Annotated in this window: 22 protein-coding genes and 1 riboswitch; of the genes, 20 read left to right on the plus strand and 2 right to left on the minus strand. The window is 68.3% G+C overall.

Translation table 11 applies throughout. The features are described from left to right. The first annotated feature begins 17 nt into the window (after nt 1–17). The 18 genes from R9B84_RS01150 to metF all read left to right on the plus strand — a co-directional run bounded on the left by R9B84_RS01150 (nt 18) and on the right by metF (nt 19,561). Complete coding sequence (locus R9B84_RS01150; protein WP_423758952.1) at nt 18–1,991, plus strand: methyl-accepting chemotaxis protein; 1,974 nt, start codon at nt 18–20, stop codon at nt 1,989–1,991. A gap of 3 nt (nt 1,992–1,994) precedes the next feature. Continuing rightward, on the plus strand, nt 1,995–2,987 hold the full coding sequence (locus R9B84_RS01155) for a CheR family methyltransferase (RefSeq protein ID WP_423758953.1): 993 nt from the start codon (nt 1,995–1,997) through the stop codon (nt 2,985–2,987). Next, nucleotides 2,984–3,778: a chemoreceptor glutamine deamidase CheD gene (gene cheD, locus R9B84_RS01160; protein WP_423758954.1), complete on the plus strand. Its 795-nt coding sequence runs from the start codon at nt 2,984–2,986 to the stop codon at nt 3,776–3,778. Before R9B84_RS01155 ends, cheD begins: the two co-directional genes overlap by 4 nt. Continuing rightward, nucleotides 3,775–4,866: a protein-glutamate methylesterase/protein-glutamine glutaminase gene (locus R9B84_RS01165; protein ID WP_423758955.1), complete on the plus strand. Its 1,092-nt coding sequence runs from the start codon at nt 3,775–3,777 to the stop codon at nt 4,864–4,866. Before cheD ends, R9B84_RS01165 begins: the two co-directional genes overlap by 4 nt. Before the next feature lie 67 nt (nt 4,867–4,933). Beyond that, nucleotides 4,934–5,329: a chemotaxis response regulator CheY gene (gene cheY, locus R9B84_RS01170; RefSeq protein ID WP_034183905.1), complete on the plus strand. Its 396-nt coding sequence runs from the start codon at nt 4,934–4,936 to the stop codon at nt 5,327–5,329. Nucleotide 5,330: 1 nt separating this feature from the next. Then, nucleotides 5,331–6,062 carry a protein phosphatase CheZ gene (cheZ, locus tag R9B84_RS01175; protein ID WP_262539614.1) on the plus strand — a complete coding sequence of 244 codons (732 nt, stop codon included), beginning with the start codon at nt 5,331–5,333 and terminating at the stop codon, nt 6,060–6,062. Nucleotides 6,063–6,324: 262 nt separating this feature from the next. After that, nucleotides 6,325–6,828, plus strand: coding sequence for a DUF2844 domain-containing protein (locus tag R9B84_RS01180; protein WP_047899520.1), 504 nt, complete (start codon nt 6,325–6,327; stop codon nt 6,826–6,828). A gap of 16 nt (nt 6,829–6,844) precedes the next feature. Further along, complete coding sequence (locus R9B84_RS01185; RefSeq protein WP_423758956.1) at nt 6,845–8,104, plus strand: DUF3443 domain-containing protein; 1,260 nt, start codon at nt 6,845–6,847, stop codon at nt 8,102–8,104. Nucleotides 8,105–8,266: 162 nt separating this feature from the next. Beyond that, entirely contained in the window at nt 8,267–8,764 is a 498-nt protein-coding gene (locus tag R9B84_RS01190) for a VOC family protein (protein ID WP_423758957.1), read from the plus strand. A 434-nt stretch (nt 8,765–9,198) separates the two neighbouring features. Beyond that, nucleotides 9,199–9,579, plus strand: a complete 381-nt coding sequence (locus tag R9B84_RS01195; RefSeq protein ID WP_423758958.1) for a DUF805 domain-containing protein — start codon at nt 9,199–9,201, stop codon at nt 9,577–9,579. A gap of 332 nt (nt 9,580–9,911) precedes the next feature. After that, the gene (gene flhB, locus R9B84_RS01200) at nt 9,912–11,120 is read left to right on the plus strand and encodes a flagellar biosynthesis protein FlhB (RefSeq protein WP_423758959.1); all 1,209 of its coding nucleotides are present in this window, start codon (nt 9,912–9,914) and stop codon (nt 11,118–11,120) included. Further along, on the plus strand, nt 11,117–13,216 hold the full coding sequence (gene flhA / locus R9B84_RS01205) for a flagellar biosynthesis protein FlhA (RefSeq protein ID WP_423758960.1): 2,100 nt from the start codon (nt 11,117–11,119) through the stop codon (nt 13,214–13,216). Before flhB ends, flhA begins: the two co-directional genes overlap by 4 nt. After that, nucleotides 13,213–15,021, plus strand: coding sequence for a flagellar biosynthesis protein FlhF (gene flhF / locus R9B84_RS01210; protein ID WP_423758961.1), 1,809 nt, complete (start codon nt 13,213–13,215; stop codon nt 15,019–15,021). The genes flhA and flhF overlap by 4 nt, the downstream gene beginning before the upstream one ends. Next, nucleotides 15,014–15,832: a flagellar biosynthesis protein FlhG gene (locus tag R9B84_RS01215; protein ID WP_047899527.1), complete on the plus strand. Its 819-nt coding sequence runs from the start codon at nt 15,014–15,016 to the stop codon at nt 15,830–15,832. The genes flhF and R9B84_RS01215 overlap by 8 nt, the downstream gene beginning before the upstream one ends. 22 nt (nt 15,833–15,854) lie before the next feature. Beyond that, nucleotides 15,855–16,589 (plus strand): RNA polymerase sigma factor FliA, encoded by a 735-nt coding sequence (locus R9B84_RS01220; protein WP_047899528.1) that lies wholly within the window; start codon nt 15,855–15,857, stop codon nt 16,587–16,589. 85 nt (nt 16,590–16,674) lie between these two features. Beyond that, nucleotides 16,675–16,802, plus strand: a riboswitch (S-adenosyl-L-homocysteine riboswitch). A 32-nt stretch (nt 16,803–16,834) separates the two neighbouring features. After that, a complete protein-coding gene (gene ahcY, locus R9B84_RS01225; RefSeq protein ID WP_423758962.1) occupies nt 16,835–18,253 on the plus strand; it encodes an adenosylhomocysteinase in 1,419 nt (472 codons plus the stop codon). 104 nt (nt 18,254–18,357) lie between these two features. Next, entirely contained in the window at nt 18,358–18,711 is a 354-nt protein-coding gene (locus R9B84_RS01230) for a phage holin family protein (protein ID WP_011882923.1), read from the plus strand. A 19-nt stretch (nt 18,712–18,730) separates the two neighbouring features. Beyond that, a complete protein-coding gene (metF, locus tag R9B84_RS01235; RefSeq protein WP_262539636.1) occupies nt 18,731–19,561 on the plus strand; it encodes a methylenetetrahydrofolate reductase [NAD(P)H] in 831 nt (276 codons plus the stop codon). Nucleotides 19,562–19,651: 90 nt separating this feature from the next. Here the strand turns inward: metF and R9B84_RS01240 are convergent, their stop codons facing one another. Both R9B84_RS01240 and R9B84_RS01245 read right to left on the minus strand, forming a co-directional pair. Beyond that, a complete protein-coding gene (locus tag R9B84_RS01240) occupies nt 19,652–21,130 on the minus strand; it encodes an amidase (protein WP_423759941.1) in 1,479 nt (492 codons plus the stop codon). Between the two features lie 81 nt (nt 21,131–21,211). Continuing rightward, nucleotides 21,212–21,904 carry a dienelactone hydrolase family protein gene (locus R9B84_RS01245; protein WP_047899532.1) on the minus strand — a complete coding sequence of 231 codons (693 nt, stop codon included), beginning with the start codon at nt 21,902–21,904 and terminating at the stop codon, nt 21,212–21,214. A 223-nt stretch (nt 21,905–22,127) separates the two neighbouring features. On the opposite strand from R9B84_RS01245, the gene R9B84_RS01250 reads away from it, so the two are divergent. Together R9B84_RS01250 and R9B84_RS01255 are read left to right on the plus strand one after the other, a co-directional pair. Next, a complete protein-coding gene (locus tag R9B84_RS01250; RefSeq protein ID WP_423758963.1) occupies nt 22,128–23,207 on the plus strand; it encodes an NAD(P)H-dependent flavin oxidoreductase in 1,080 nt (359 codons plus the stop codon). Between the two features lie 426 nt (nt 23,208–23,633). Further along, nucleotides 23,634–24,776 carry a branched-chain amino acid ABC transporter substrate-binding protein gene (locus tag R9B84_RS01255; RefSeq protein ID WP_423758964.1) on the plus strand — a complete coding sequence of 381 codons (1,143 nt, stop codon included), beginning with the start codon at nt 23,634–23,636 and terminating at the stop codon, nt 24,774–24,776. The last annotated feature ends 2 nt before the right edge of the window (nt 24,777–24,778 follow it).

The raw sequence follows: 24,778 nt of genomic DNA on the forward strand, positions 1-24,778 counted from the left end.
TTTCGGGAGAATCTGCAATGTTGCATAACTGGTCGATCCGCACGACGCTGACGGCGGTCGGACTCATCCTCGTGTGCCTGGCCGCCGCGGTCGGCGGGCTCGGCCTCTACGCGCTCAATCACGCGAGCCGCTCGCTCGACGAGATCGCGCACGTCGACCTGCCGGCGATCCATACGCTCGACGACACGTCGTCGTACCTGCTGCGCACGCGCGTGTCGCTCGACCGCTTCCGTTCGCTGACCGAAGCCGGCAACACGGCCGACGCGGGCAAGGTGCTCGACCGCGCGCAGGAGCTGTACGCGAAGTCGAACCAGAACTGGCAGGCGTTCCAGTCGACCGCGAAGCTCGGGGTCGAGCAGGCGCTCGTCGACGAGCTCACCGCACGCTATGCGACGATCGTGAAGGAAGGCGTCGAGCCCGAGTTCGCGGCCGCGCGCGCCGGCGACATGGCCGCGTACCACGCGGTCGCCGACACCAAGATCAGCCCGATGTTCGTCGCGTACGACCAGGCCGCGTCGGCCGTGGTCGCGTCGCTGCAGAAGCGCGCGGAAGATCGCCAGGCCGCGACGCAGTCGCAGATCTCGCTGATGGTCGCGCTGATCGCGGCCGGCATCGCGATCGCGTTCGTCGTCGTGATCGCGATCCGCTTCGCGATGCGCGGGCTGATCGTGCAGCCGCTCGAGGACGCGATCGCGCACTTCGAGCGGATCGCCGGCGGCGACCTCACGCAACCGGTGAACGTGTTCAGCACGAACGAGATCGGCCGCCTGTTCGGCGGCATCAAGCGGATGCAGGACGCCGTCACGACGATGGTGCAGGCCGTGCATCGCGGCACCGAATCGATCGACGTCGGCGCGCGCGAGATCGCGACCGGCAACATCGACCTGTCGCAGCGCACCGAGGAGCAGGCCGCGTCGCTGCAGGAAACCGCGTCGAGCATGGAGCAGCTGACGGGCACCGTGCGGCAGAACGCGGAGAACGCGCGGCAGGCGAGCCAGCTCGCGGTGAACGCGTCGGACATCGCGACGCAGGGCGGCGAGGTGGTCGGCCAGGTCGTGTCGACGATGCAGGACATCGCGGCGAGCTCGGGCAAGGTCGTCGACATCATCGGCACGATCGAAGGCATCGCGTTCCAGACCAACATCCTCGCGCTGAACGCGGCGGTCGAAGCCGCGCGGGCGGGCGAGCAAGGCCGCGGCTTCGCGGTGGTCGCGGGCGAGGTGCGCTCGCTCGCGCAGCGCAGCGCGAGCGCCGCGAAGGAAATCAAGCAGCTGATCGGCGATTCGGCCGACAAGGTCGACAGCGGGTCGGCGCTCGTCGCGCGCGCGGGCTCGACGATGGACGAGATCGTGCAGGCCGTGCGCCGCGTGACCGACATCATGGGCGAGATCAGCGCCGCGTCGGAAGAGCAGTCGACCGGCATCGAGCAGGTCAACCGCGCGGTCGGCCAGATGGATTCGGTCACGCAGCAGAACGCGGCGCTCGTCGAGCAGGCGGCGGCCGCGGCCGCGTCGCTCGAGGAGCAGACGCGCCAGATGAAGACGATCGTGTCGAGCTGGCGCGTGGCGGGCGGCATCGTGCTCGCGCCGGCGCGCGGCGCCGCGCGGCCGGGCGCGCATGAAGCGGCGGCCGTGCCGGCACTGCCGTCGGAACCGCGTCGCGACGCTGCGCCGGTCGCCGCGCTGCCGGCGCCGCAGGCTGCCGCACAACCGGCACGGCGCGGCGCATCGGCGTCGCATGCGGCCACGTCGGCTGCGACGGGCGCGAGCCAGCCGAAGCGCGCAGCGGACTCGGGCGCGCGCACGCCGAAGGACGCACCCGCATCCCGCGGCGGCGCTGCCGGCGGCTACGGGCCGCGTCTCGCGAAGTCGGCCGCCGCCCCGGCGGACAAGCCGGCCGCGAAGCCCGCGCTCGTGCGCCCCGCGCTGAACGGCGAGAAGCCGGCGCTGGCCGCGGCCGGCACGTCCGACGACGACTGGGAGACCTTCTAAGCCATGCCGAACGCGCGCGCGCCGTTTCGACCCGATGCACCGGATGCCTCGCCTCGCGCGGGCGAGCCGGGGCGCGACTTCGCGTTCACAGGCGCGGATTTCGCACGCATCCGCGCGCTGATCCACCAACGCGCGGGGATCTCGCTGTCCGAGCACAAGCGCGACATGGCGTACAGCCGTCTCGCGCGGCGGCTGCGCGCGCGCGGCCTCGACACGTTCCGCGACTACCTCGACCTGCTCGAGCAGGAAGACGATCCGCTCGAGTGGGAAGCGTTCACCAACTCGCTGACGACCAACCTGACCGCGTTCTTCCGTGAGTCGCACCACTTCCCGATCCTGTCCGAGTTCGTGAAGGGGCGGCCGGCGCCGGTGTCGGTCTGGTGCTCGGCGGCGTCGACCGGCGAGGAGCCGTACTCGATCGCGATCACGCTGATCGAGGCGCTCGGCGAATCGGCGGCGCGCGGCGCGTCGATCCTCGCGACCGATCTCGATACGCAGGTGCTCGCGAAGGCGGAAGCCGGCATCTACACGTACGACCAGGTCAAGCACCTGTCGCCCGAGCGGCTGAAGCGCTTCTTCCTGAAGGGCACGGGCGCGCAGGCCGGCCGCGTGAAGGTGCGCCCCGAGCTGCGCGCGATGATCCGCTTCGAGCAGTTGAACCTGACCGATGCGGACTACGGGATCGCGAAGCCGTTCGACGCGATCTTCTGCCGCAACGTGATGATCTATTTCGACAAGCCGACGCAGGGGCAGGTGCTGTCGCGCTTCGCGCCGCTCGTGAAGCCGGGCGGGCTGCTGTTCGCCGGCCATTCGGAAAACTTCACGTATGTCACGCAGGCGTTCCGGCTGCGCGGGCAGACGGTGTACGAACTGACACGCGACGCCGCACCGGGTGCGCGGCCGCACGGCGCGCAGGCGCCCGCGGCGGCGGCCATGCCGTCGCCCGTGCGTGCACGGGCCGCGGAAGCCGCGCCCGCCTATGGAGATCGGGGATGAGCGCACTGCCGATCGCGACCAATCGCTATTTCGACAACCACTTCGGCCGTCCCGGCGTGAAGCTGTTGCCGAACGAGTTCTACACGACGTCCGAGGACATGGTGCTGATGACCGTGCTCGGCTCGTGCGTCGCCGCGTGCCTGCACGACCCGTACGCGGGCATCGGCGGGATGAACCACTTCATGCTGCCCGACGACGGCGCCGATGCGGGCGCGGCCGCGTCGGAATCGATGCGCTACGGCGCGTACGCGATGGAAGTGCTGATCAACGAGCTGATCAAGGCCGGCGGGCGCCGCGAGCGCCTCGAGGCGAAGGTGTTCGGCGGCGCGGCCGTGCTGGCCGGGATGACGACCATCAACATCGGCGATCGCAACGCGGATTTCGTGCGCCGCTACCTCGCGCTCGAACGCATCCGCATCACGGCGGAAGACTTGCAGGATGTCCATCCGCGCAAGGTCGCATTCATGCCGCACACGGGGCGCGCAATGGTGAAGAAGCTGCGGCTGCAGGTGCCGGGCGTCACCGAGCGCGAAGCCGCGCTCGCGCGCGAGGCCGATCGTGCCGGCGCCGCGCGGCCGCGCCCGCATGTCGAGCTGTTCGCGGCGAAGCGGCCGGCCGCGCCGCAGCCGGCACGCCCGCGCATCGAGCTGTTCGGCGCGCGCGGCGCGAGCCCGGGCGGCACCGGCAGCGCGGGCAGTGCGGGCGGCGTGCGGGCAGCGAACCCGTCCGCCGGGAGCCCTTATGCCGGGAGCCCGTACGCGACGAATCTATCGAAAAAGCAGGAGGCATGACCGCAGTGCAGAAGATCAAAGTATTGTGCGTCGACGATTCGGCGCTGATTCGCAGCCTGATGACGGAGATCATCAACAGCCAGCCCGACATGACGGTGTGCGCGACCGCGCCCGATCCGCTCGTCGCGCGCGATCTCATCAAGCAGCACAACCCCGACGTGCTTACGCTCGACGTCGAAATGCCGCGCATGGACGGGCTCGACTTCCTCGAGAAGCTGATGCGCTTGCGGCCGATGCCGGTCGTGATGGTGTCGTCGCTGACCGAGCGCGGCTCGGAGATCACGCTGCGCGCGCTCGAACTGGGCGCGGTGGATTTCGTCACGAAGCCGCGCGTCGGGATTCGCGACGGGATGCTCGACTACGCGGAAAAGCTCGCCGACAAGATCCGCGCGGCGTCGCGCGCGCGCGTGCGCCAGGCGCCGCAGCCGCAGGCCGTCGCGCGCGCGGCGGACAGCCCCGCGGCCGCGCCGATGGTCAACAACCCGCTCGTCAGTACCGAGAAGCTGATCATCATCGGCGCGTCGACGGGCGGCACCGAGGCGATCCGCGAGGTGCTGACGCCGCTGCCGCCGGATGCGCCGGCCGTGCTGATCGCGCAGCACATGCCGCCCGGCTTCACGAAATCGTTCGCGCAGCGGCTGAACGGCCTGTGCCGGATCGCGGTGAAGGAAGCGGAGCACGGCGAGCGCGTGCTGCCGGGGCATGCGTACATCGCGCCGGGCCACGCGCACCTGTTGCTCGCGAGAAGCGGCGCGAACTATATTGCACAACTGTCGGACGAGCCGCCGGTGAACCGTCACCGCCCGTCGGTCGACGTGCTGTTCCGCTCGGCGGCGACGCACGCGGGCAAGAACGCGATCGGCGTGATCCTCACCGGGATGGGTCGCGACGGCGCGGCCGGCCTGCTGGAAATGAAACGTGCGGGCGCGCACACTTTCGCGCAGGATGAGGCGAGCTGCATCGTGTTCGGGATGCCGCGCGAGGCGATCGCGCTCGGCGGCGCCGACGAGATCGCGCCGCTCGCTGAGATGAGCCGCCGCGTGATGGCGCGACTGGCGACGATGGGCGACCGCGTGCAGCGCGTTTGAATGGAATGTCACGGGGCGCGTGCCACGATACGCGTCCCGACGGAAACGAATCTGGAAAGGAACGACGATGGACAAGAGCATGAAAATCCTGGTGGTGGACGATTTCCCGACGATGCGCCGGATCGTCCGCAACCTGCTCAAGGAACTGGGCTACACGAACGTCGACGAGGCCGAGGACGGCGCGGCCGGTCTCGCGCGGCTGCGCGGCGGCGGTTTCGAATTCGTCATCTCCGACTGGAACATGCCGAACCTCGACGGCCTCGCGATGCTGAAGGAAATCCGCGCGGACGCGACGCTCACGCACCTGCCGGTGCTGATGGTCACGGCCGAGTCGAAGAAGGAGAACATCATCGCGGCCGCGCAGGCGGGCGCGAGCGGCTACGTCGTGAAACCGTTCACGGCCGCGACGCTCGACGAGAAGCTGAACAAGATCATCGACAAGATGGCGAAGACCGGGAGCTGACGTGAACGAGCCGATCCATGCGGCGCTCGCCGGCGCGGGGTTCAGCGCCGACAGCCACCCCGAAGGCGCCGATTTCGCGAGCGACCGCATTCTCGCGCGCATCGGCCAGGTCACGCGCGCGCTGCGCGATTCGATGCGCGAGCTCGGGCTCGACAAGCATGTCGAGCGCGCGGCGGAAGCCGTGCCCGATGCGCGCGACCGGCTGCGCTACGTCGCGACGATGACCGAGCAGGCCGCCGTGCGCGTGCTGAACGCGATCGAGGTCGCGAAGCCCGTGCAGGAGCGGGTCCAGAACGAGGCCGAGGCGCTCGACGCGCGCTGGGCGCAATGGTACGCGGCACCGATCGAGCACGCGGAAGTGCGCGAGCTGATGGACGATACGCGCGCATTCCTGCGCGCGCTGCCCGAGTCGACGTCGGCGACCAGCGCACAACTGCTCGAGATCATGCTCGCGCAGGATTTCCAGGACCTGACCGGGCAGGTGATCAAGAAGATCATGGACATGGTCTACCTGATCGAGCAGCAGCTCCTCACCGTGCTCGTCGAGAACATCGCGCCCGAGCGGCGCGAGCAGTTCGCGGCCACCGCGGCCGCGCTCGCGGCCGAGCAGATGAGCGCGACCGGCAGCCCCGAGTCGCTGCTGAACGGCCCGCAGATCGCGCCGGAAGGCAAATCCGACGTGGTCCAGGACCAGGGGCAGGTCGACGACCTGCTCGCGAGCCTGGGCTTCTGATCTTGCCGCAGTGCGTCGGCGCGCCCCGTTTCGCGGGGCCGCCCGATGCATGCGTCGCGCCGTTCCCGCCACGTTTACCCCCGCTCGCCCCGCACGCACGACCCTATACGGGCTGTGTCGAATTGACATCCGGACACACTCAGCAGGCATACTACGCGTCAGCAGCAACGGAGCGTCACTCATACGAATTTCATAAGTTGACTGGCGGCGCGGGCACGATGGCTGCGCCTCCGGCAACGAAGCCAGTCCCGTGGGAGGGAACGTGAAGCTGGAACGCTTGGGCTGGGCCGTCGCGCACGCGGCGGCTGCAATGGGTGTGCTGTGGACCGTCCACGCACACGCGGAACTGGGCGGTGCGCCGATGTCGCCGCCGGCGGACGATCAGGCCGCAACCGTGCGCGCGATGCAGCGCGCGATGCGTTCGGCCGACGGCGTGCAGACGAGCACGGCCGCCTATACCGTCCGCGAGATCACGCTCGGATCGGGCACCGTCATCCACGAATACACGTCGGCCGCCGGCAGCGTGTTCGGCCTCGCATGGCGCGGGCCGACGATGCCGGATCTCGCGTCGCTGCTCGGCAGCTATTTCCCGCAGTACACCGCCGGCGTCCAGGCGGCGCACGCGGCGCGCGGGTGGCGCGCGCCCGTGTCCGTCGCGACGAGCGGCCTCGTGATCCGGACGGGCGGCCACATGGGCGCCTTCTCGGGCCAGGCGTGGCTGCCGGCGGCGCTGCCTGCCGGCCTCGCCGGCAACGACATCCAGTGACAGCGGGAGAGCGATCTTGAGAATTCCTCGTACATTCAAGCGCGGGCTCGGCGTGCTGGGCCTCGTGGCCGCGACGGCCGTGCTCGTGACGGCATGCGGCGGCGGCGACGGCGGCGGCGGCAGCTCCGGCAACAGCGGCGGCGGCAACGGCAACGGGAACGGTTCGACCGTGTCGGACGGCAATACCGCGAACACGGCCGTCATCACGGTCGGCACCGGCGCCGCGAACGTGATCAACATCCCGACCGTCAGCGTGAAGGTCTGCGCGCCGGGCACGTCGACCTGCCAGGTGGTCACCAACGTGCTCGTCGATACCGCGTCCTACGGGCTGCGGCTCGTCGGCAGCGCGGTGTCGGGCGTGCTCGGCAGCCTGCCGCAAGTGACGAGCGGCGGCGCGCCGGTCGCCGAGTGCGGCAAGTTCGTGTCGAGCTTCACGTGGGGCTCGGTGCGCACGGTCGATCTGTCGATCGGTACCGAACAGGCGAGCTCGCTGCCCGTGCAGATCATCGGCGACCTTGGCACGACGAGCGTGCCGAGCTCGTGCACGAACGGCGGTGCGTCGGCCAACTCGGCGAGCGCGCTCGGTGCGAACGGGATCCTCGGCATCGGGCCGGCGCCGGTCGACTGCGGTACGACCTGCGCGACGTCGACGTCGTCGAGCAACAACTACTACGCATGCCCGAACGGCAATGCGAGCTGCGCGGTTGCGCTCGTGCCGGTCGCGCAGCAGGTGGCCAATCCGGTTCATCGTTTCGCGACCGACAACAACGGCGTGATCGTGCAGATGCCGAACATCTCGAGCAGCGGGCAGGCCAGCGCGACGGGGACGCTGACGTTCGGGATCGGCACGCAGAGCAACAACGCGCTCGGTGCGTCGACCGTCATGACGTCGACCACGACGGGCGATGTCAGCGCGTCGTTCCTCGGCAGTACGGTGACGGCGTTCTTCGATACCGGTTCGAACGCGTATTTCTTCAACGATTCGGCGCAGACGGTCTGTTCGAGGAACACGCAGTTCTACTGCCCGTCCTCGACGACCACCTATACGGCGACGCTGACCGGCCAGAACAGCGCGAGCGGCACCGTGTCGATGCCCGTCGCGAACGCGGATACGCTGTTCTCGAATGCGTCGACGTTCGCGTTCAACGACATCGCGGGCCCGTTCGGTTCGTCCGGATGGCTCGACATCGGCATGCCGCACTTCTACGGCAAGGCGATCTACTTCGGGATGGACAAGCGCTCGAGCGGCGGCGCGGCGCCTTTCGTCGCGTTCTGACGCGGCACGGCCGCGGGCAGCAAAGAGGGGGCGAGCGATCGCCCCCTTTTTTTATCCGGAGGCCGCGCGCGCACTACGGATCGGATCGCCGCCGGGCGCGCGCGCAGCGCCTACGATGTAAGACCGGCACCGGTGCCGGCACGACATCGAGGAGACAGCGCCATGAGCCCGGGTATCCAACGCATCACGCCGTTCCTGTGGTTCGACCGCGACGCCGAGGCGGCCGCCGGTTTCTATGTGTCGGTGTTCGACAACGCGCGCATCGTGCACGTCGCGCGCTACGGCAAGGCCGGCGCGCACGCATCCGGGCAGGCCGAGGGCGCGGTGATGACGGTCGCGTTCGAGCTCGACGGGCAGGCGTTCGTCGCGCTGAACGGCGGCCCCGTGTTCCAGATGACGCCGGCCGTGTCGTTCGTCGTCAATTGCCGCGACCAGGACGAGATCGACCGCTACTGGGCGCGCCTGTCCGAAGGCGGCGACGAGCGTGCGCAGCAGTGCGGCTGGCTGCGCGACCGCTTCGGCGTGTCGTGGCAGGTCGTGCCCGTGCAGATGTCCGAGCTGATGACGGGCGATCCGGCGCGCGCCGAGCGCGTGATGGCGCAGGTGATGACGATGAAGAAGCTCGATCTCGGCGCGCTGCAGCGGGCGGCGGCCGGTTAGGGCCCAGGCCGGAGGCCGGCCCCGGCGCGTACCGCCGTCGTAGGGTCGAGGAAGCGGTGGCCGGGCCCGTACGCGGTGCTTTCGATGCGTGCCGCGTCGGCTGGTGGGACGGGTGCGCCCGCGTCATGCCGGCCGGCCGGTAAATCGAATGCCACGCGACTGGAGCGATTATCGATCGAGCCCGGATTCATTTGGTTGTAATCAAATGCTGGATTATCTGAGGCTGTGGTTTCTGTCAGGTCTTAAAGATTATTAAAATGACGTGGCATGCAAGTCTGTGGCGCCGCAACAAGCCATGACAGCCATTCCAGCGCCGGTGCGACGGGTGTGTGCATTGCCCGGCATATGAAAAGAGATGGAGCCTGTTGAAACTAAAACCTATAATGCGTGCGTTGTTTCCGGGGTCGACAATATAAAACAGGAGGGTAATAAAGATGAATTTTTCCGAGGCTGTTCGTTCCGTACTCAATCAATACGCGAAATTCGGCGGTCGTGCACGTCGTGCCGAATACTGGTATTTCGCGCTGCTGAGTTGCATTCTTTCGGTCGCCTCCCAGGTGATCGGCGCGGTCGGCCGCGATGCGGGCCTGGTCACGCTGCTGCTGCTGGGCGTGATCTTCCTGGTTTCGCTGGCGCTGATCATTCCGGGCATCGCGGTCAGCGTGCGCCGCCTGCACGATACGGGCCGCTCGGGCTGGTTCCTGCTGCTCGCGCTCATTCCGATCGTCGGCGCGATCCTGCTGCTCGTGTGGATGTGCTCGCGTGGCACCGAAGGCCCGAACCGCTTCGGTGCGGATCCGATCCCGGCGGTCTGAGCGCCGCCTGCCCCGACGCGCGACGCCGTCGCGTCGGGGCCTGACTTCCCCGCTTTTCCCGTTCATCCGCCTCACCGTTCACCGCTTCACGCCGTCACCGTCCCGCCCGGGAACCGCGCTTCATCGTTGCGTCGGACGCCGCGTTTTTTTCGCCGCATCGCACCACGTCGCGCGCCGCTCCGTCCCCCTTCCAGCCCCGTTTGCGCCGGCTCGCCCGATTCCCCGAAATACCCCCCTTTCCCGGCTTTGCTCGACCGATCGGCGTTTGACGCCTCCATGAATAATCGGTGTCACTGGAAAGCGGCATTCCGCCGTACCCGACTGGAGGCCCCGTGGCAGACGAGAGCGATCTCGACAAGACCGAAGCCGCCACTCCCAGGCGCCGCGAGAAGGCGCGCGAGGAGGGGCAGGTCGCGCGTTCGCGCGAACTGGCTTCGTTCGCGCTGCTCGCGGCCGGGTTTTACGGTGCGTGGCTGCTCGCGGGCCCGTCGGGTGCGCATCTGCAGGCGATGCTGCGCGGCGCGTTCACGTTCGACCGCGCGACCGCGTTCGACACGAACCGGATGCTGTCGGCGGCCGGCAGCGCGAGCCTCGAAGGCTTCGCCGCGCTGCTGCCGATCCTCGTGCTCACCGGCCTCGCCGCGCTGCTCGCGCCGATGGCGCTCGGCGGCTGGCTGATCTCGCAGAAAACGTTCGAACTGAAGTTCGACCGCCTGAACCCGATCTCGGGCCTCGGCCGGATCTTCTCGATCCAGGGGCCGATCCAGCTCGGCATGTCGCTCGCGAAGACGCTGGTCGTCGGCGGAATCGGCGGCATCGCGATCTGGCGCAGCAAGGACGAGTTGCTCAGCCTCGCGACGCAGCCGCTCGGCACGGCGCTCCCCGACGCGCTGCATCTCGTCGCCGTGTGCTGCGGCACGACGGTCGCCGGGATGCTGGTGGTCGCCGCGCTCGATGTGCCTTACCAAATCTGGCAGTACAACAAGAAGTTGCGCATGACGAAGGAAGAAGTGAAGCGCGAGCATCGCGAGAACGAAGGCGATCCGCACGTGAAGGGGCGGATCCGCCAGCAGCAGCGCGCGATCGCGCGCCGCCGGATGATGGCGGCCGTGCCGAAGGCCGACGTGGTCGTCACGAACCCGACGCACTTCGCCGTCGCGCTGCAATACACGGACGGCGACATGCGCGCGCCGAAGGTCGTCGCGAAGGGCGTGAACCTCGTCGCCATGCGCATCCGCGAACTCGCGGCCGAGCACAACGTGCCGCTGCTCGAGGCGCCGCCGCTCGCGCGTGCGCTGTATCACAACGTCGAACTCGAACGCGAGATTCCCGGTTCGCTGTATTCGGCCGTCGCCGAAGTGCTCGCGTGGGTCTACCAGCTCAAGCGCTTCCGTTCGGAAGGCGGCGCGTTCCCCGCGGTGCCGGTCGATCTCGACGTGCCGGCCGAACTCGACAAGGGCACGTCGGTGTCCGCCGACGATGAACGCGAGGAAGCCGAAGACACGCTCGGCAAGCAAGGCAAGCAAGGAGCCTCGGCATGAGCACCCCGACCGGCCTGCTCTCGAAGCGCACGAACCTGCTCGCGGGCGCCAACCTGCGCTCGCTCGCGGGCCCCGTCCTGATCTGCATGATCCTGGGGATGATGATCCTGCCGCTGCCGCCGATGCTGCTGGATCTGCTGTTCACGTTCAACATCGCGCTGTCGGTGATGGTGCTGCTCGTCAGCATGTACACGATGAAGCCGCTCGATTTCGCGGCGTTCCCGAGCGTGCTGCTGTTCTCGACGCTCTTGCGCCTGTCGCTGAACGTCGCGTCGACGCGCGTCGTGCTGCTCGAGGGCCATACGGGCCCCGACGCGGCCGGCCAGGTGATCGAGGCGTTCGGCCACTTCCTCGTCGGCGGCAACTTCGCGGTCGGTATCGTCGTGTTCGTGATCCTGATGATCATCAACTTCATGGTGATCACGAAGGGCGCGGGGCGGATCGCCGAAGTGTCCGCACGCTTCACGCTCGACGCGATGCCTGGCAAGCAGATGGCGATCGACGCCGACCTGAACGCCGGCCTCATCAACGAGGAACAGGCGCGCAAGCGCCGCCTGGCCGTGTCGCAGGAAGCCGAGTTCTACGGGTCGATGGACGGCGCGTCGAAGTTCGTGCGCGGCGACGCGATCGCCGGCCTGATCATCATGGCGATCAACGTGATCGGCGGGCTGATCGTCGGGATGGTGCAGCACGACATGAGCTTCGCGGCGGCCGGCACGAACTACACGCTGCTGACGATCGGCGACGGCCTCGTCGCGCAGATCCCGTCGCTCGTGATCTCGACCGCGGCCGGCGTGATCGTGTCGCGCGTCGCGACCGACGAGGACATCGGCACGCAGATCACCGGCCAGTTGTTCACGAACCCGCGCGTGCTGACGATCACCGGCGTGATCATCGTGATCATGGGGCTGATCCCGGGGATGCCGCACTTCGCGTTCCTCGCGCTCGGCGGCGGCGCGATCTGGCTGGCCCGCACGCAGACGAAGCGCGCGGCGGCCCGCAAGGCGGCCGGCGACGTGACCGACATCGCGCCGCCCGCCGTGCTGCCGTCCGACAGCCACGAAGCGACCTGGGACGACGTGCAGCTGATCGACCCGCTCGGCCTCGAAGTCGGCTACCGGCTGATCCCGCTCGTCGACAAGAACAGCGACGGCGAGCTGCTCAAGCGCATCAAGAGCATCCGCAAGAAATTCGCGCAGGAAATCGGCTTCCTGCCGCCGGTGATCCATATCCGCGACAACCTCGAACTGCGGCCGAACGCGTACCGGATCGCGCTGAAGGGCGTCGAGATCGGCGTCGGCGAAGTGTTCCCGGGCCAGTGGCTCGCGATCAACCCCGGCCAGGTGACGGCCGCGCTGCCGGGCGCCCTGACGCAGGATCCCGCGTTCGGGCTGCCGGCCGTGTGGATCGACATCGCGCTGCGCGAACAGGCGCAGGTGTACGGCTACACGGTGGTCGACGCGAGCACGGTCGTCGCGACGCACCTGAACCATCTCGTCGTCCAGCACGCGGCCGAGCTGCTTGGCCGCCAGGAAGTGCAGGCGCTCGTCGAGCGCACCGGCAAGGACGCGCCGTCGCTCGTCGAGGACCTCGTGCCGAAGACGATCTCGCTGACGACGCTGCAGAAGGTGCTGCAGAACCTGCTCGAGGAAGGCGTGCCGATCCGCGACATGCGCACGATCCTCGAGGCCGTGTCCGAACATGCGGGCCGCGGCGACGCGTTCGAGATCACCGCCGCGGTGCGGCTCTCGCTCGGCCGTGCGATCACGCAGCAGTGGTATCCGGGCGCGGGCGAGATGCAGGTGATGGGCCTCGACTCGAATCTCGAGCGCGTGCTGTCGCAGGCGCTCGCCACCGGCGCGAACCCGGGCCTCGAACCCGGCCTCGCGCACAACCTTCTGACCGGCACGCAACAAGCGATGCTGCGTCAACAGAATCTCGGGCTGCCGCCCGTGCTGCTGGTGCAGCACGCGCTGCGCGCGATGCTCGCGCGTTTCCTGCGCCGCAGCCTGCCGCAATTGAAAGTGCTGTCGTATGCCGAAGTGCCGGACACACGCACGATCAAAGTCGTTAACGTCATCGGGGGTTCCGCTTGAACATTCGCAAATTCACCGGCGCAACGAGCCGCGACGCGCTTCGTCTCGTGCGCGAGGCGCTGGGTGCCGACGCGGTCGTACTGTCGAACCGCACGCTCGATGACGGCAGCGTCGAAATCGTCGCACTCGCCGATTCGGACCTCGCCGCGGTGACGCCGCCGGCCGCCGCACGGCCGCGGATCGCCGCGCCGCGCGTGCCGGAATCCGTGCCGGCCGCCGCGGTGCCGGGCATCGTGTCGCGCCCGGGCGCCACGTTCGCGCGCCCGAGCGTCAATCCGTATGCGGCGGGCGAAGGCGGGCTGCCGGACGTGTTCTCGTCCGTGTTCGGCGCCAGCGCCGAAGCGGATGAAACGGCGGCGCAACCTTCGACGATCGATGCGGATGCCCAGGCTGCGGGTTCGCCGTCGAGCGCCGCACCGGCCACCGGGATGCCCGTTGCCGGTTCGCCCGCGACCGGTTGGCCGGCCCCCGGAGCGCCGGCCGCCGGATGGCCGGCCCCGACTTCCGAACCCGCACCGTGGCTTGTCGAGCACGCGAAGCGCCTGACGCAGCAGCGCGACGCGCTGATCGCGCGTGCGCAGGCGACGCCTGCCGCACCGCAAGCCGGCGCGCCCGCACCGCAGGGCGCCGCGAGTGCGCCGTCGCCCGACTGGGCACGCGACATCGTGCGCGATGCCGAACGCCGGATGCCGGCAGCCGCGCCGCGCATGCCCGACACGAGCGCCGTGAACGCGGCGAAAGCCTCGGAGCGCACGCGCCTGTCCGCCGACTCGGCCGCCGCGGTGGCCGATGCGGTGAAGTCGCGCATCGAGCGGATCGTCAACGATACGGTGATGCAGGAACTTGGCGAACTGCGCGGCATGATGGAAGAGCAGTTCGACAGCCTGATGTGGCACGACCGCCAGCGTCGCAGCGCCGTGCATGGCGCGCTGACGAAGCACCTGTTCGCGGCCGGTCTTTCCGCGCAGCTCGTGCGGATGCTGGTCGACAACCTGCCGTCCGGCGACGGCACGCAGACCTTCGAACAAGCCGCCGAATGGGCGCAGTCGGTGCTCGCGGCGAACCTGCCGGTGCTCGACAGCGAGGACGCGCTGATGGAGCGCGGCGGCGTGTTCGCGCTGATGGGGCCGACCGGCGTCGGCAAGACGACCACCACCGCGAAGCTGGCCGCGCGCTGCGTGATGCGCTTCGGCGCGAGCAAGGTCGCGCTGCTGACCACCGACAGCTACCGGATCGGCGGCCACGAGCAGCTGCGCATCTTCGGCAAGATCCTCGGCGTGCCGGTGCACGCGGTGAAGGATGCGGGCGATCTCGCGCTCGCGCTGTCCGAGCTGCGCAACAAGCACATCGTGCTGATCGACACGATCGGCATGAGCCAGCGCGACCGCGCGGTGTCCGACCAGATCGCGATGCTGCACGGCGCGAACGCGCCGGTGCAGCGCCTGCTGCTGCTCAACGCGACGAGCCACGGCGACACCCTCAACGAGGTCGTGCAGGCGTACCGCAGCGCGGGCGAGCATCCGGACCTGGCCGGCTGCATCCTCACGAAGCTCGACGAGGCGACCCACCTCGGCGGCGTGCTCGACACGGTGATCCGCTACAAGCTGCCGATCCACTACGTGTCGACCGGCCAGAAGGTGCCGGAGAACCTGTATGTCGCATCGACCAAATTCCTGCTGAAGAGCGCATTTTGTGTGCCGCGCGACGGCTCGCCCTTCGTGCCGCAAGACGAAGACATGCCGACGCTGCTTTCCGCCCTGACCGCACGTTCCACTGCCGAGCTGCACGAGGTGCGATTTGGATAAACAAATCATCGATCAGGCCGAAGGGCTGAGGCGCCTGCTGGCCGGGCGCGCGTCGCGCATCGTCGCGGTGACGGGCGGGCCGGCGGGTGTCGGTTGCACGTCCACCATCGTAAACCTGGCGGCGGCGCTCGCGTCGCTCGGCAAGGATGTGCTCGTCGTCGACGAGCGCGCCGACGTGCATTCGGCCAGCGCGACGCTCGCGGGCGCGTGGCTGCGCGACGGCGAACGCACGCGGGTGACTGCCGGCTTCGGCCTGTGCGCGGCCGCGCGGCTCGCGCGGGCCGGCTACAGCGACGCGCAACTGAGCGACTTCATCGACGGCCCGGCCGACATCGTCCTCGTCGACGCGCAGCTCGGCGCCGACGGCTCGTTCTCGGCGCTCGCGCGCGAAGCGCACGACGTGCTGGTCGTCACGCGGGTGGCCGCGCAGGCGATCACCGAGGCGTACGCGTGCATGAAGCGGCTGCATTTCGCGCATGCGTTCGCGCAGTTCCGCGTGCTGACCAATCACGTCGGCAGCCATGCGGACGCGAAGACGGCCTTCGACAACCTCGCGGGCGTCGCGAGCCGCTACCTGACGGTGTCGATCGCCGACGCGGGCTGCGTGAGTGCCGATCCGCTCGTCGAGCACGCGCGCGAGCTGACGCATGTGGTGGTCGACGCGTTCCCGTCGTCGTCGGCCGCACGCGACTACCGGCAGATTGCCGCCGACCTGCTGTACTGGCCGATGCGCCCGCGTTCGGGCGCGGGCCGCGCCGTCCATGCGGGCGGCAAGCCGTCGTATGAGGCGGGCGCGGCACACGCCGCGTGAGCGCTACCGGAAGGAGAGAGCCATGATGTACAACGCTCAAGGAAAGATGTCCCAGTCCGACGTGCTCGCGCAATATGCGCCGCTCGTGCGTCGCCTCGGGCTGCAGCTCGTCGCGAAGATGCCGGCGAGCGTCGACCTCGACGACCTGATCCAGGCCGGCATGATCGGCCTGATGGACGCGGCCGGCCGCTACAAGGAAGACCAGGGCGCGCAGTTCGAGACCTACGCGACGCAGCGCATCCGCGGCGCGATGCTCGACGAATTGCGCAGCAACGACTGGCTGCCGCGCAGCCTGCGCAAGACGTCGCGCGAGGTCGAGCACGCGGTGCACCAGGTCGAGCAGCATCTCGGCCGCTCGGCGAGCGAGACCGAGATCGCGCAGCACCTGAACATGCCGCTCGACGAATACCAGGGGATGCTGCAGGACCTGCACGGCAGCCAGCTCATCTATTACGAGGATTTCGACCGCGCGGCCGACGACGAGCCGTTCCTCGACCGCTATCGCGTCGATCACGCCGATCCGCTGTCGTCGCTGCTCGACGAGCACCTGCGCGAGGCGCTCGTCGAGGCGATCGAGCGGCTGCCGGAGCGCGAGAAGCTGCTGATGTCGCTGTACTACGAACGGGGTCTGAATCTGCGCGAGATCGGCGCGGTGCTCGAAGTGAGCGAATCGCGCGTGTGCCAGCTGCACAGCCAGGCCGTCGCGCGCCTGCGCGCGCGGCTGCGCGAACAGGCGTGGGTCGGCGCGGAGTCCTGACCCTTTCTCGACGACAACGCGCGCCGACGCCGCGCGCTTCGTCCGCTTGCGCATTTTGCGCGCCGATTTGCTACAATCCCTCCCGTTTTCCGAGGAGCGTTGCGACGGACCATCCTGCGTCCGCCAGGCTCGGAAGGCTTCACCAAGCAGCCGTGCGGCGCGCGTTTCGCGACCGTCGCGCCGGCCCCGCTTCCTGAACGGCGCTCACGTCACCAATCTAGAACTTTTTTAGAAAGGAGGGCGTGATGAACGCCATTATCGATTCGCAAGCTTCCAAGGATTACGTCGTCGCCGACATGGCGCTGGCCGGCTGGGGCCGCAAGGAACTGAACATCGCCGAGACCGAAATGCCGGGCCTCGTGCAAATCCGCGACGAATACAAGGCGCAGCAGCCGCTGAAGGGCGCGCGCATCGCAGGTTCGCTGCACATGACGATCCAGACCGGCGTGCTGATCGAGACGCTGAAGGCGCTCGGCGCGGACGTCCGTTGGGCATCGTGCAACATCTTCTCGACGCAGGACCACGCCGCGGCCGCGATCGTCGAAGCCGGCACGCCGGTGTTCGCATTCAAGGGCGAATCGCTCGACGAATACTGGGAATTCTCGCACCGCATCTTCGAATGGCCGAACGGCGAATTCGCGAACATGATCCTGGACGACGGCGGCGACGCAACGCTGCTGCTGATCCTCGGCGCGAAGGCCGAGAAGGACCGTTCGGTGATCGCGAAGCCGACCAACGAGGAAGAAGTCGCGCTGTACAAGTCGATCGCGAAGCACCTCGACATCGACGCGACCTGGTACTCGACGCGTCTCGCGCACATCAAGGGCGTGACCGAAGAAACCACGACCGGCGTGCACCGCCTGTACCAGATGGAAAAGGACGGCCGCCTGCCGTTCCCGGCGTTCAACGTGAACGATTCGGTCACGAAGTCGAAGTTCGACAACCTGTACGGCTGCCGTGAATCGCTCGTCGACGGCATCAAGCGTGCGACCGACGTGATGATCGCGGGCAAGGTCGCGGTCGTCGCCGGCTACGGCGACGTGGGCAAGGGCTGCGCGCAGTCGCTGCGCGGCCTTGGCGCGACCGTGTGGGTGACCGAAATCGATCCGATCTGCGCGCTGCAGGCGGCGATGGAAGGCTACCGCGTCGTGACGATGGAATACGCGGCCGACAAGGCCGACATCTTCGTGACGGCCACCGGCAACTTCCACGTGATCGGCCACGATCACATGAAGGCGATGCGCCACAACGCAATCGTCTGCAATATCGGCCACTTCGACTCGGAAATCGACGTCGCGTCGACCCGCCAGTACGAGTGGGAAAACATCAAGCCGCAGGTCGACCACATCATCTTCCCGGACGGCAAGCGCGTGATCCTGCTGGCGGAAGGCCGCCTCGTGAACCTCGGCTGCGCGACCGGCCACCCGTCGTTCGTGATGTCGAACTCGTTCGCGAACCAGACGCTCGCGCAGATCGAGCTGTTCGTGCGCGGCGCCGAGTACGAGAACAAGGTGTACGTGCTGCCGAAGCATCTCGATGAAAAGGTCGCGCGCCTGCACCTCGCGCGCATCGGCGCGAACCTGTCCGTGCTGTCGGACGAACAGGCTTCGTACATCGGCGTGCAGAAGGACGGCCCGTTCAAGCCGAACCACTACCGCTACTGATGCGCCGCCGCCGTCCCGAGCGCGCCGCGTCGCCGACGATGCGGCGCACGCGGGGCGGCGGCCGCTGACCGTACCGAAGATCGACAACAGAACCGGAGCACTCCATGAGCGTCATCCTCACCTGGGTCATCAACGCGCTCGCGCTGCTGATCATCACGTACCTCGTGCCGTCGATCCACATCAAGAGCTTCGGCACCGCGCTGATCGTCGCGGTCGTGCTCGGCCTGATCAACACGGTGATCCGCCCGGTGCTGATCCTGCTGACGCTGCCCGTCACGATCGTCACGCTCGGGGTGTTCATCCTCGTCGTGAACGCGCTGTGCTTCTGGTTCGCGTCGTCGCTGCTGAAGGGCTTCGAGGTGTCGGGGTTCTGGTCCGCGTTCTTCGGTTCGATCCTGTACAGCATCGTGTCGTGGCTGCTGTCCGCGCTGATCTTCGGCCAGCGCGACATCGGCTGAGGGGCTAAACCACCGAATCATGAAACCGATCGAACTTTCGTTTGAATTCTTTCCGCCAAAGACGGCGGACGGCGTCGAAAAGCTGCGCGCGACGCGTGCGCAGCTGCTGCCGCTGAAGCCGAAATTCGTCTCCGTGACGTTCGGCGCCGGCGGCTCGACGCAGCAGGGCACGCTCGATACCGTGCTCGACATGCAGAAGGACGGCCTCGAGGCCGCGCCGCACCTGTCGTGCATCGGTTCGTCGCGCGACAGCCTGCGCGCGATCCTCGACCAGTACCGCTCGCACGGCATCCGGCATATCGTCGCGCTGCGCGGCGACCTGCCGTCGGGGATGGGCGAGGTCGGCGAGCTGCGTTATGCGTCCGAGCTCGTCAGCTTCATCCGCGCCGAGCATGGCGACTGGTTCCACATCGAGGTCGCAGGCTACCCGGAGTACCACCCGCAATCGCGTTCGCCGAAGGCCGATCTCGAGAATTTCGCGCGCAAGGTGAAAGCCGGCGCGAATTCCGCGATCACGCAGTACTTCTTCAACGCCGACGCGTATTTCCGCTTCGTCGACGATGCGCGCAAGCTGGGCGTGGACGTGCCGATCGTGCCGGGCATCATGCCGATCACGAACTTCTCGCAGCTGATGCGCTTCTCCGAGATGTGCGGCGCCGAAGTGCCGCGCTGGATCGCGCGCCGGCTCGAGAGCTTCGGCGACGATCGCGACGCGATCCGCGCGTTCGGTGCGGACGTCGTCACCGATCTGTGCCGGCGCCTGATCGACGCGGGCGTGCCCGGGCTGCATTTCTATACGCTGAACGCAGCGACCGCGACGCGGACGATCTGCGAACGGCTCGCCATGTAAGCGCCACCGCGCGTTTTGCATGCGCAAAAGCCCCGCCGGTTTTGCCGGCGGGGCTTTTTTTCGATGCTTGCCTCGAGACGAGGCCGCGCGTCAGCGCTGTGCTTGCATCAGCGGCGGGCGGCGGTCGAACCACGGCCGCGCCTGTTCGAGCTGCCGCGCGAGCCTGAGCAGCAGCGCTTCGTCGGTGTGGCGCGCGACGAACTGCACGCCGATCGGCAGCCCGCGTGCATTCCAGTAGAGCGGTACCGACATCGCCGGCTGGCCGGTCAGGTTGAACAGCTCGGTGCAGCCGGCCCACGCGAACGCCTTCTCCGACGACTTCGCGAGCATTTCCTTCAACAGCGGCTTCACCGGCAGCGCGGCGAGCAGCTTCATCTGCGCCGATTCGAACGGCGTCGGCTGCAATTCGCCGATCTTCACCGGCGGCGCCGCGAGCGACGCGCACAGAATGGCGTCGTAGCGCGACACGAGGCCCGAGACCTGCACGGTGAGCTGGCGCTGCCACTCGAGTACGTCCGGCAGGCGCGTGCGCGCGAGGCGCCGGCCGACCACGGCCATCGCCCACGTCGCCGCTTCGAATTCGCCGCGCCGCGGCGCGCGGCCGGTCAGCGCGCGCGCGCCGAGCACCATCTCCTCGGCGATCGTCGCCCACAGCGTGAGGAAGGTTTCGGCCGCGCGCGCGTAGTCGATGTGCAGCGTCGCCGGCTCGACGTGGTGGCCGAGCGATTCGAGCAGCGCGGCCGCGTCGTCGAGCGCCGCGCGCGTGTCGTCGGCGAGCGCCGGCGCGAGCATCGGATCGACGACGAGGCCGATCCGCAGCGGGCCGGGCGGCGTATCGAGTTCGCCGAGGAACGTGCCGGGAGCACCGTGCGGCAACGTCTGGCCGGTCGTCACGTCGAGCAGCAGCGCGCTGTCGCGTACGCTGCGCGACACCGCATGCTGGACGACGAGTTCGCCGTTCGACGGCTGGTCGACGAGCATTGGATTGCGGCTCGGCTTCAGGCCGAACAGCCCGCAGCACGACGCCGGGATGCGGATCGAGCCACCACCGTCGGACGCATGCGCGAGCGGCACGATGCCGGCCGCGACGGCCGCCGCCGCGCCGCCGCTCGAGCCGCCGGGCGTGTGGTCGAGGTTCCACGGGTTGCGGCACGCGCCGAACAGTTCGGGTTCCGTGTACGGCATCTGGCCGATCTCCGACGTGTTGGTCTTGCCGAACACGTTGAGGCCGGCCGCGCGGCTGCGCGCGATCACCGGCGAATCGTCGGCGGGCACGTAGTACCGGTAGTGCCGGCTGCCCATCGACAGCGGCAGCCCGGCGACCGCCGCGCCGAGATCCTTGACGAGATACGGAACGCCCGCGAACGGCGCGTCGGCGCCGGGGTCGGGCGTGGAGGTCGCGCGCTGGCGCGCGGCTTCGTAGTCCTGCAGCACGATCGCGTTGATCGCGCTATTGACCGCTTCGGCCTGGCCGATCGCAGCGTCGAGCAATTCGCGCGGGCTTGCCTTGCGGTCGCGCACGAGCGCGGCGAGGCCGATCGCGTCATGCGCGAGATAGTCCGAGTGCATCGCTGTCACCCCCGTTGTGACTCGTGGCGATGAAGGGAGAATAACGCGGGCCCGGCGCGATGGGCCCGCGGCCGGATGTTGTTACAGGTGCTCGGCGAGGAACGTCAGCGTGCGGCCGTGCGCGAGCGCCGACGCGCGCTGGTTGTACGACGCGCGGTCCGTGCAGTTGAAGCCGTGTTCGGCACCCGGATACACGTGGAAGGATGCGTGGCCGTGGCCGGCGAACGCGGCCTTGACCTGATCGACGGCCGAGAGCGGGATCCCGTGGTCGTTTTCCGCGTAGTGGAACAGGATCGGCTGCGTGACCTTGCCGGCCAGATCGAGCGCGTTCTGGATGCCGCCGCCGTAATAGGCGACCGCCGCGTCGAGCTTGCCGGTCGCGGCCGCGCGGTACGCGAGCTGGCCGCCGAAGCAATAGCCGATCGCGGCGATCTTGCCGGCCACTTCCGGGCGCGCGCGCAATGCGTCGGCCGCGGCGCCGATGTCCGCGACCGCGAGACCCACGTCGGTCTTTTTCATCAGCTCGATGCCCTTGTCGCGATCCGCGCCTTCGTAGGTCAGTTCGACGCGCGGCTGGGTGCGCCAGAACACGTCCGGCGCGAGCGCGACGTAGCCGTCGGACGCGTACTGGTCGGCGACCGCACGGATGTGCGAGTTCACGCCGAAGATCTCCTGGATGATGATGACGGCAGGGCCCTTGCCGCGCTTGGGCAGCGCGAGATAGCCGCCGAAGCTGTCGTTACCGGTCGGGATGTCGATCCATTGGGCAGTCACGTTTTGAACTCCTGGCGAACGGGGGCGCAGCGGGCTCCCCGGGGGTGGAAGAGGGCGGCCTAGTGTGCCACCAATCGTGCGGCGGTGCAGGGCGCGCGCCCGCTTCTCGCGCAGCGATCGTTTCGATCTCGATTATTCATTTTTCGGCGGCGAGCCGCTTCGATAGAGTCGATGTGCCGGCTTTCACAAAGCGCTTTCGCGCATCGTCATCGAAGGATTCGTCATGCCTGCCCATCTGTATTCCACGCCCTTTTCCGAACGCTTCGGCCTGCGCCTGCCGCTCGTGCAGGCGCCGATGGTCGGCGCGACCACGGCCGCGATGGTCGCCGCCGCATCGAACGCCGGCGCGCTCGGCAGCCTCGGCGCCGGCGCGTTCGAGCCCGAGCGTCTCGCGACCGAAGTCGCGGCGATCCGCGCGGCGACCGATCGCCCGTTCGCGGTCAACCTGTTCGTGCTGCCGGACGCGGCGACCGATGCGGCGACCGTCGCGCGCGCACTCGCGGCGATCGACCCGCTGAACGCGACGCTCGGGCTGCCGCCGGGCACCGCCCCCGCGCGTTATGCGCCCGACTTCCGCGCGCAGCTCGATGCGCTCGTGTCGCTGCGCGTGCCGGTCGCGAGCTTCACGTTCGGCGTGCTCGATGCGGCCGACGTCGCGCGCCTGAAGGCCGCCGGCACCTATGTGATCGGCACCGCGACGCACGTCGCCGAAGGGCTCGCGTGGCAGGCGGCCGGCGCCGACGCGCTGTCCGCGCAGGGCGCCGAGGCGGGCGGCCATCGCGGTACGTTCATCGGTTCCGCCGACGATGCGCTGATCGGCACGTTCGCACTCGTGCCGCAGCTCGTCGACGCGACGGCGCTGCCCGTGCTCGCCGCGGGCGGCATCATGGACGGCCGCGGGATCGCGGCCGCGCTCGCGCTCGGCGCGCAGGGCGCACAGCTCGGCACGGCGTTCCTGACCTGCGCGGAAAGCGCGATCGCGGCGGACTGGAAGGCACGCCTTCTGGCTTGCGCGGATACGTCGACACAGGTCACGCGCGCGATCACCGGCCGCCATGCGCGCGGGCTGCGCAACACGCTGATGGCGCGGCTCGGCGAACGCGTGGCCGACGCCGCGCCGTACCCGGTGCAGAACGCGCTGACGCAGCCGCTGCGCCAGGCCGCCGCGCGCGCGAACGACGGCGATTACCTGTCGCTGTGGGCCGGCCAGGGCGCGCCGCTTGCGCGGCGGCGCGGCGATGCGCTGACGACGTCGCAGCTCATCGCTGCGCTCGACGCAGAGTGGCGCGCGTCGGCCGCCTGAATCGTTCGTATCGAACGACGAAACGAAGAAACGCGCGGGTTGTCACGCGCGTTTCATTCAATGATCACGGGCACAAAATACCGAATCGAAATGCCCCGGGAATCTTTTGAAACGACCTTTCGGCAAGCTGCCGGAAATTAGCGGAAACCCTTATCCGGCGGGGCTTGTGGCGATATTCGAGTCATCGTTCCAAAGTGCGCATATCAGTAGTGTTACCACTACCCCAAAAAAGTCCCACAAATTAATTTGATCACCTACACTTGCGCGCAAGTACGGGCGGGTGGCTGCTAAAAGCGGCTGTTTTCACGTGCTTGAGGCCAAGTGCATGAACGATGCATCCGGCGAATCGTCCAGTGATTGCAAACACAGGGATGGCAGCGGGGCACCGGGCGATGGCGTTTATTGGGACCGAAACTGGAGACTTACATGAATATCAAAATGCAGAAGCTGTTGCCGATCACCGCTGCGGCGATGCTGTGCGTTGCAGCTGCAAGCAACGCGGCCGCCGATCAAGTCGTCAAGATCGGCCACGTCGCGCCCTTGACGGGCGGCATTGCACACCTGGGCAAGGACAACGAAAACGGTGCGCGTCTCGCCGTCGAGGAGATCAACGCCAAGGGTCTCATGGTCGGCGGCCAGAAAGTCACGCTGCAACTCGACCCGCAGGATGATGCGGCCGACCCGCGGCAGGCTACGCAGGTTGCGCAGAAGCTCGTCGACGACAAGGTCGTCGCCGTCATCGGCCACCTGAACTCGGGCACGTCGATCCCGGCCTCGAAGATCTACAGCGATGCCGGCATCGTGCAGATCTCGCCGTCGGCGACCAACCCGGCCTACACGCAGCAAGGCTTCAAGACCACGTACCGCGTGGTGGCGACCGATGCGCAGCAGGGCCCGGCACTCGCGAACTACGCGCACTCGAAGGGCATCAAGAGCGTGGCGGTGGTCGACGATTCGACCGCATACGGCCAGGGTCTCGCGAACGAGTTCGAGAAGAAGGCGAAGGCGCTCGGCCTGAAGGTGATGTCGCACGACGCGACGAACGACAAGGCGGTCGACTTCCGCGCGATTCTGACCAAGATCAAGGGTGAGAATCCGGACGCGATCATGTACGGCGGCATGGACGCCACCGGCGGCCCGTTCGCGAAGCAGGCGAAGCAGCTTGGCGTGCGCGCGAAGATCCTCGCAGGCGACGGCGTGTGCACGGAAAAGCTGGCCGACCTGGCCGGCGACGCGACCGACAACGTCGTGTGCTCGGAAGCAGGCGCTTCGCTCGAGAAGATGCCGGGCGGCAGCACGTTCAAGGCGAAGTTCGAGAAGCGCTTCGGCCAGCCGATCCAGATCTACGCACCGTTCACGTATGACGCCGTGTACATCGTCGTCGACGCGATGAAGCGCTCGAACTCGACGGACCCGGCGAAGATCCTCGGGGCGATGCCGGCGACGAACTATACGGGCGTGATCGGCACGACGACCTTCGACTCGAAGGGCGACCTGCAGCACGGCGTGATCTCGCTGTACAACTACAAGAGCGGCAAGAAGACGCTGCTCGACGAAGTGAAGATGTAACG

The organism is Burkholderia sp. NLJ2, from assembly GCF_049487195.1.
In the GTDB taxonomy this organism is placed as follows: Bacteria; Pseudomonadota; Gammaproteobacteria; order Burkholderiales; family Burkholderiaceae; genus Burkholderia; species Burkholderia pyrrocinia.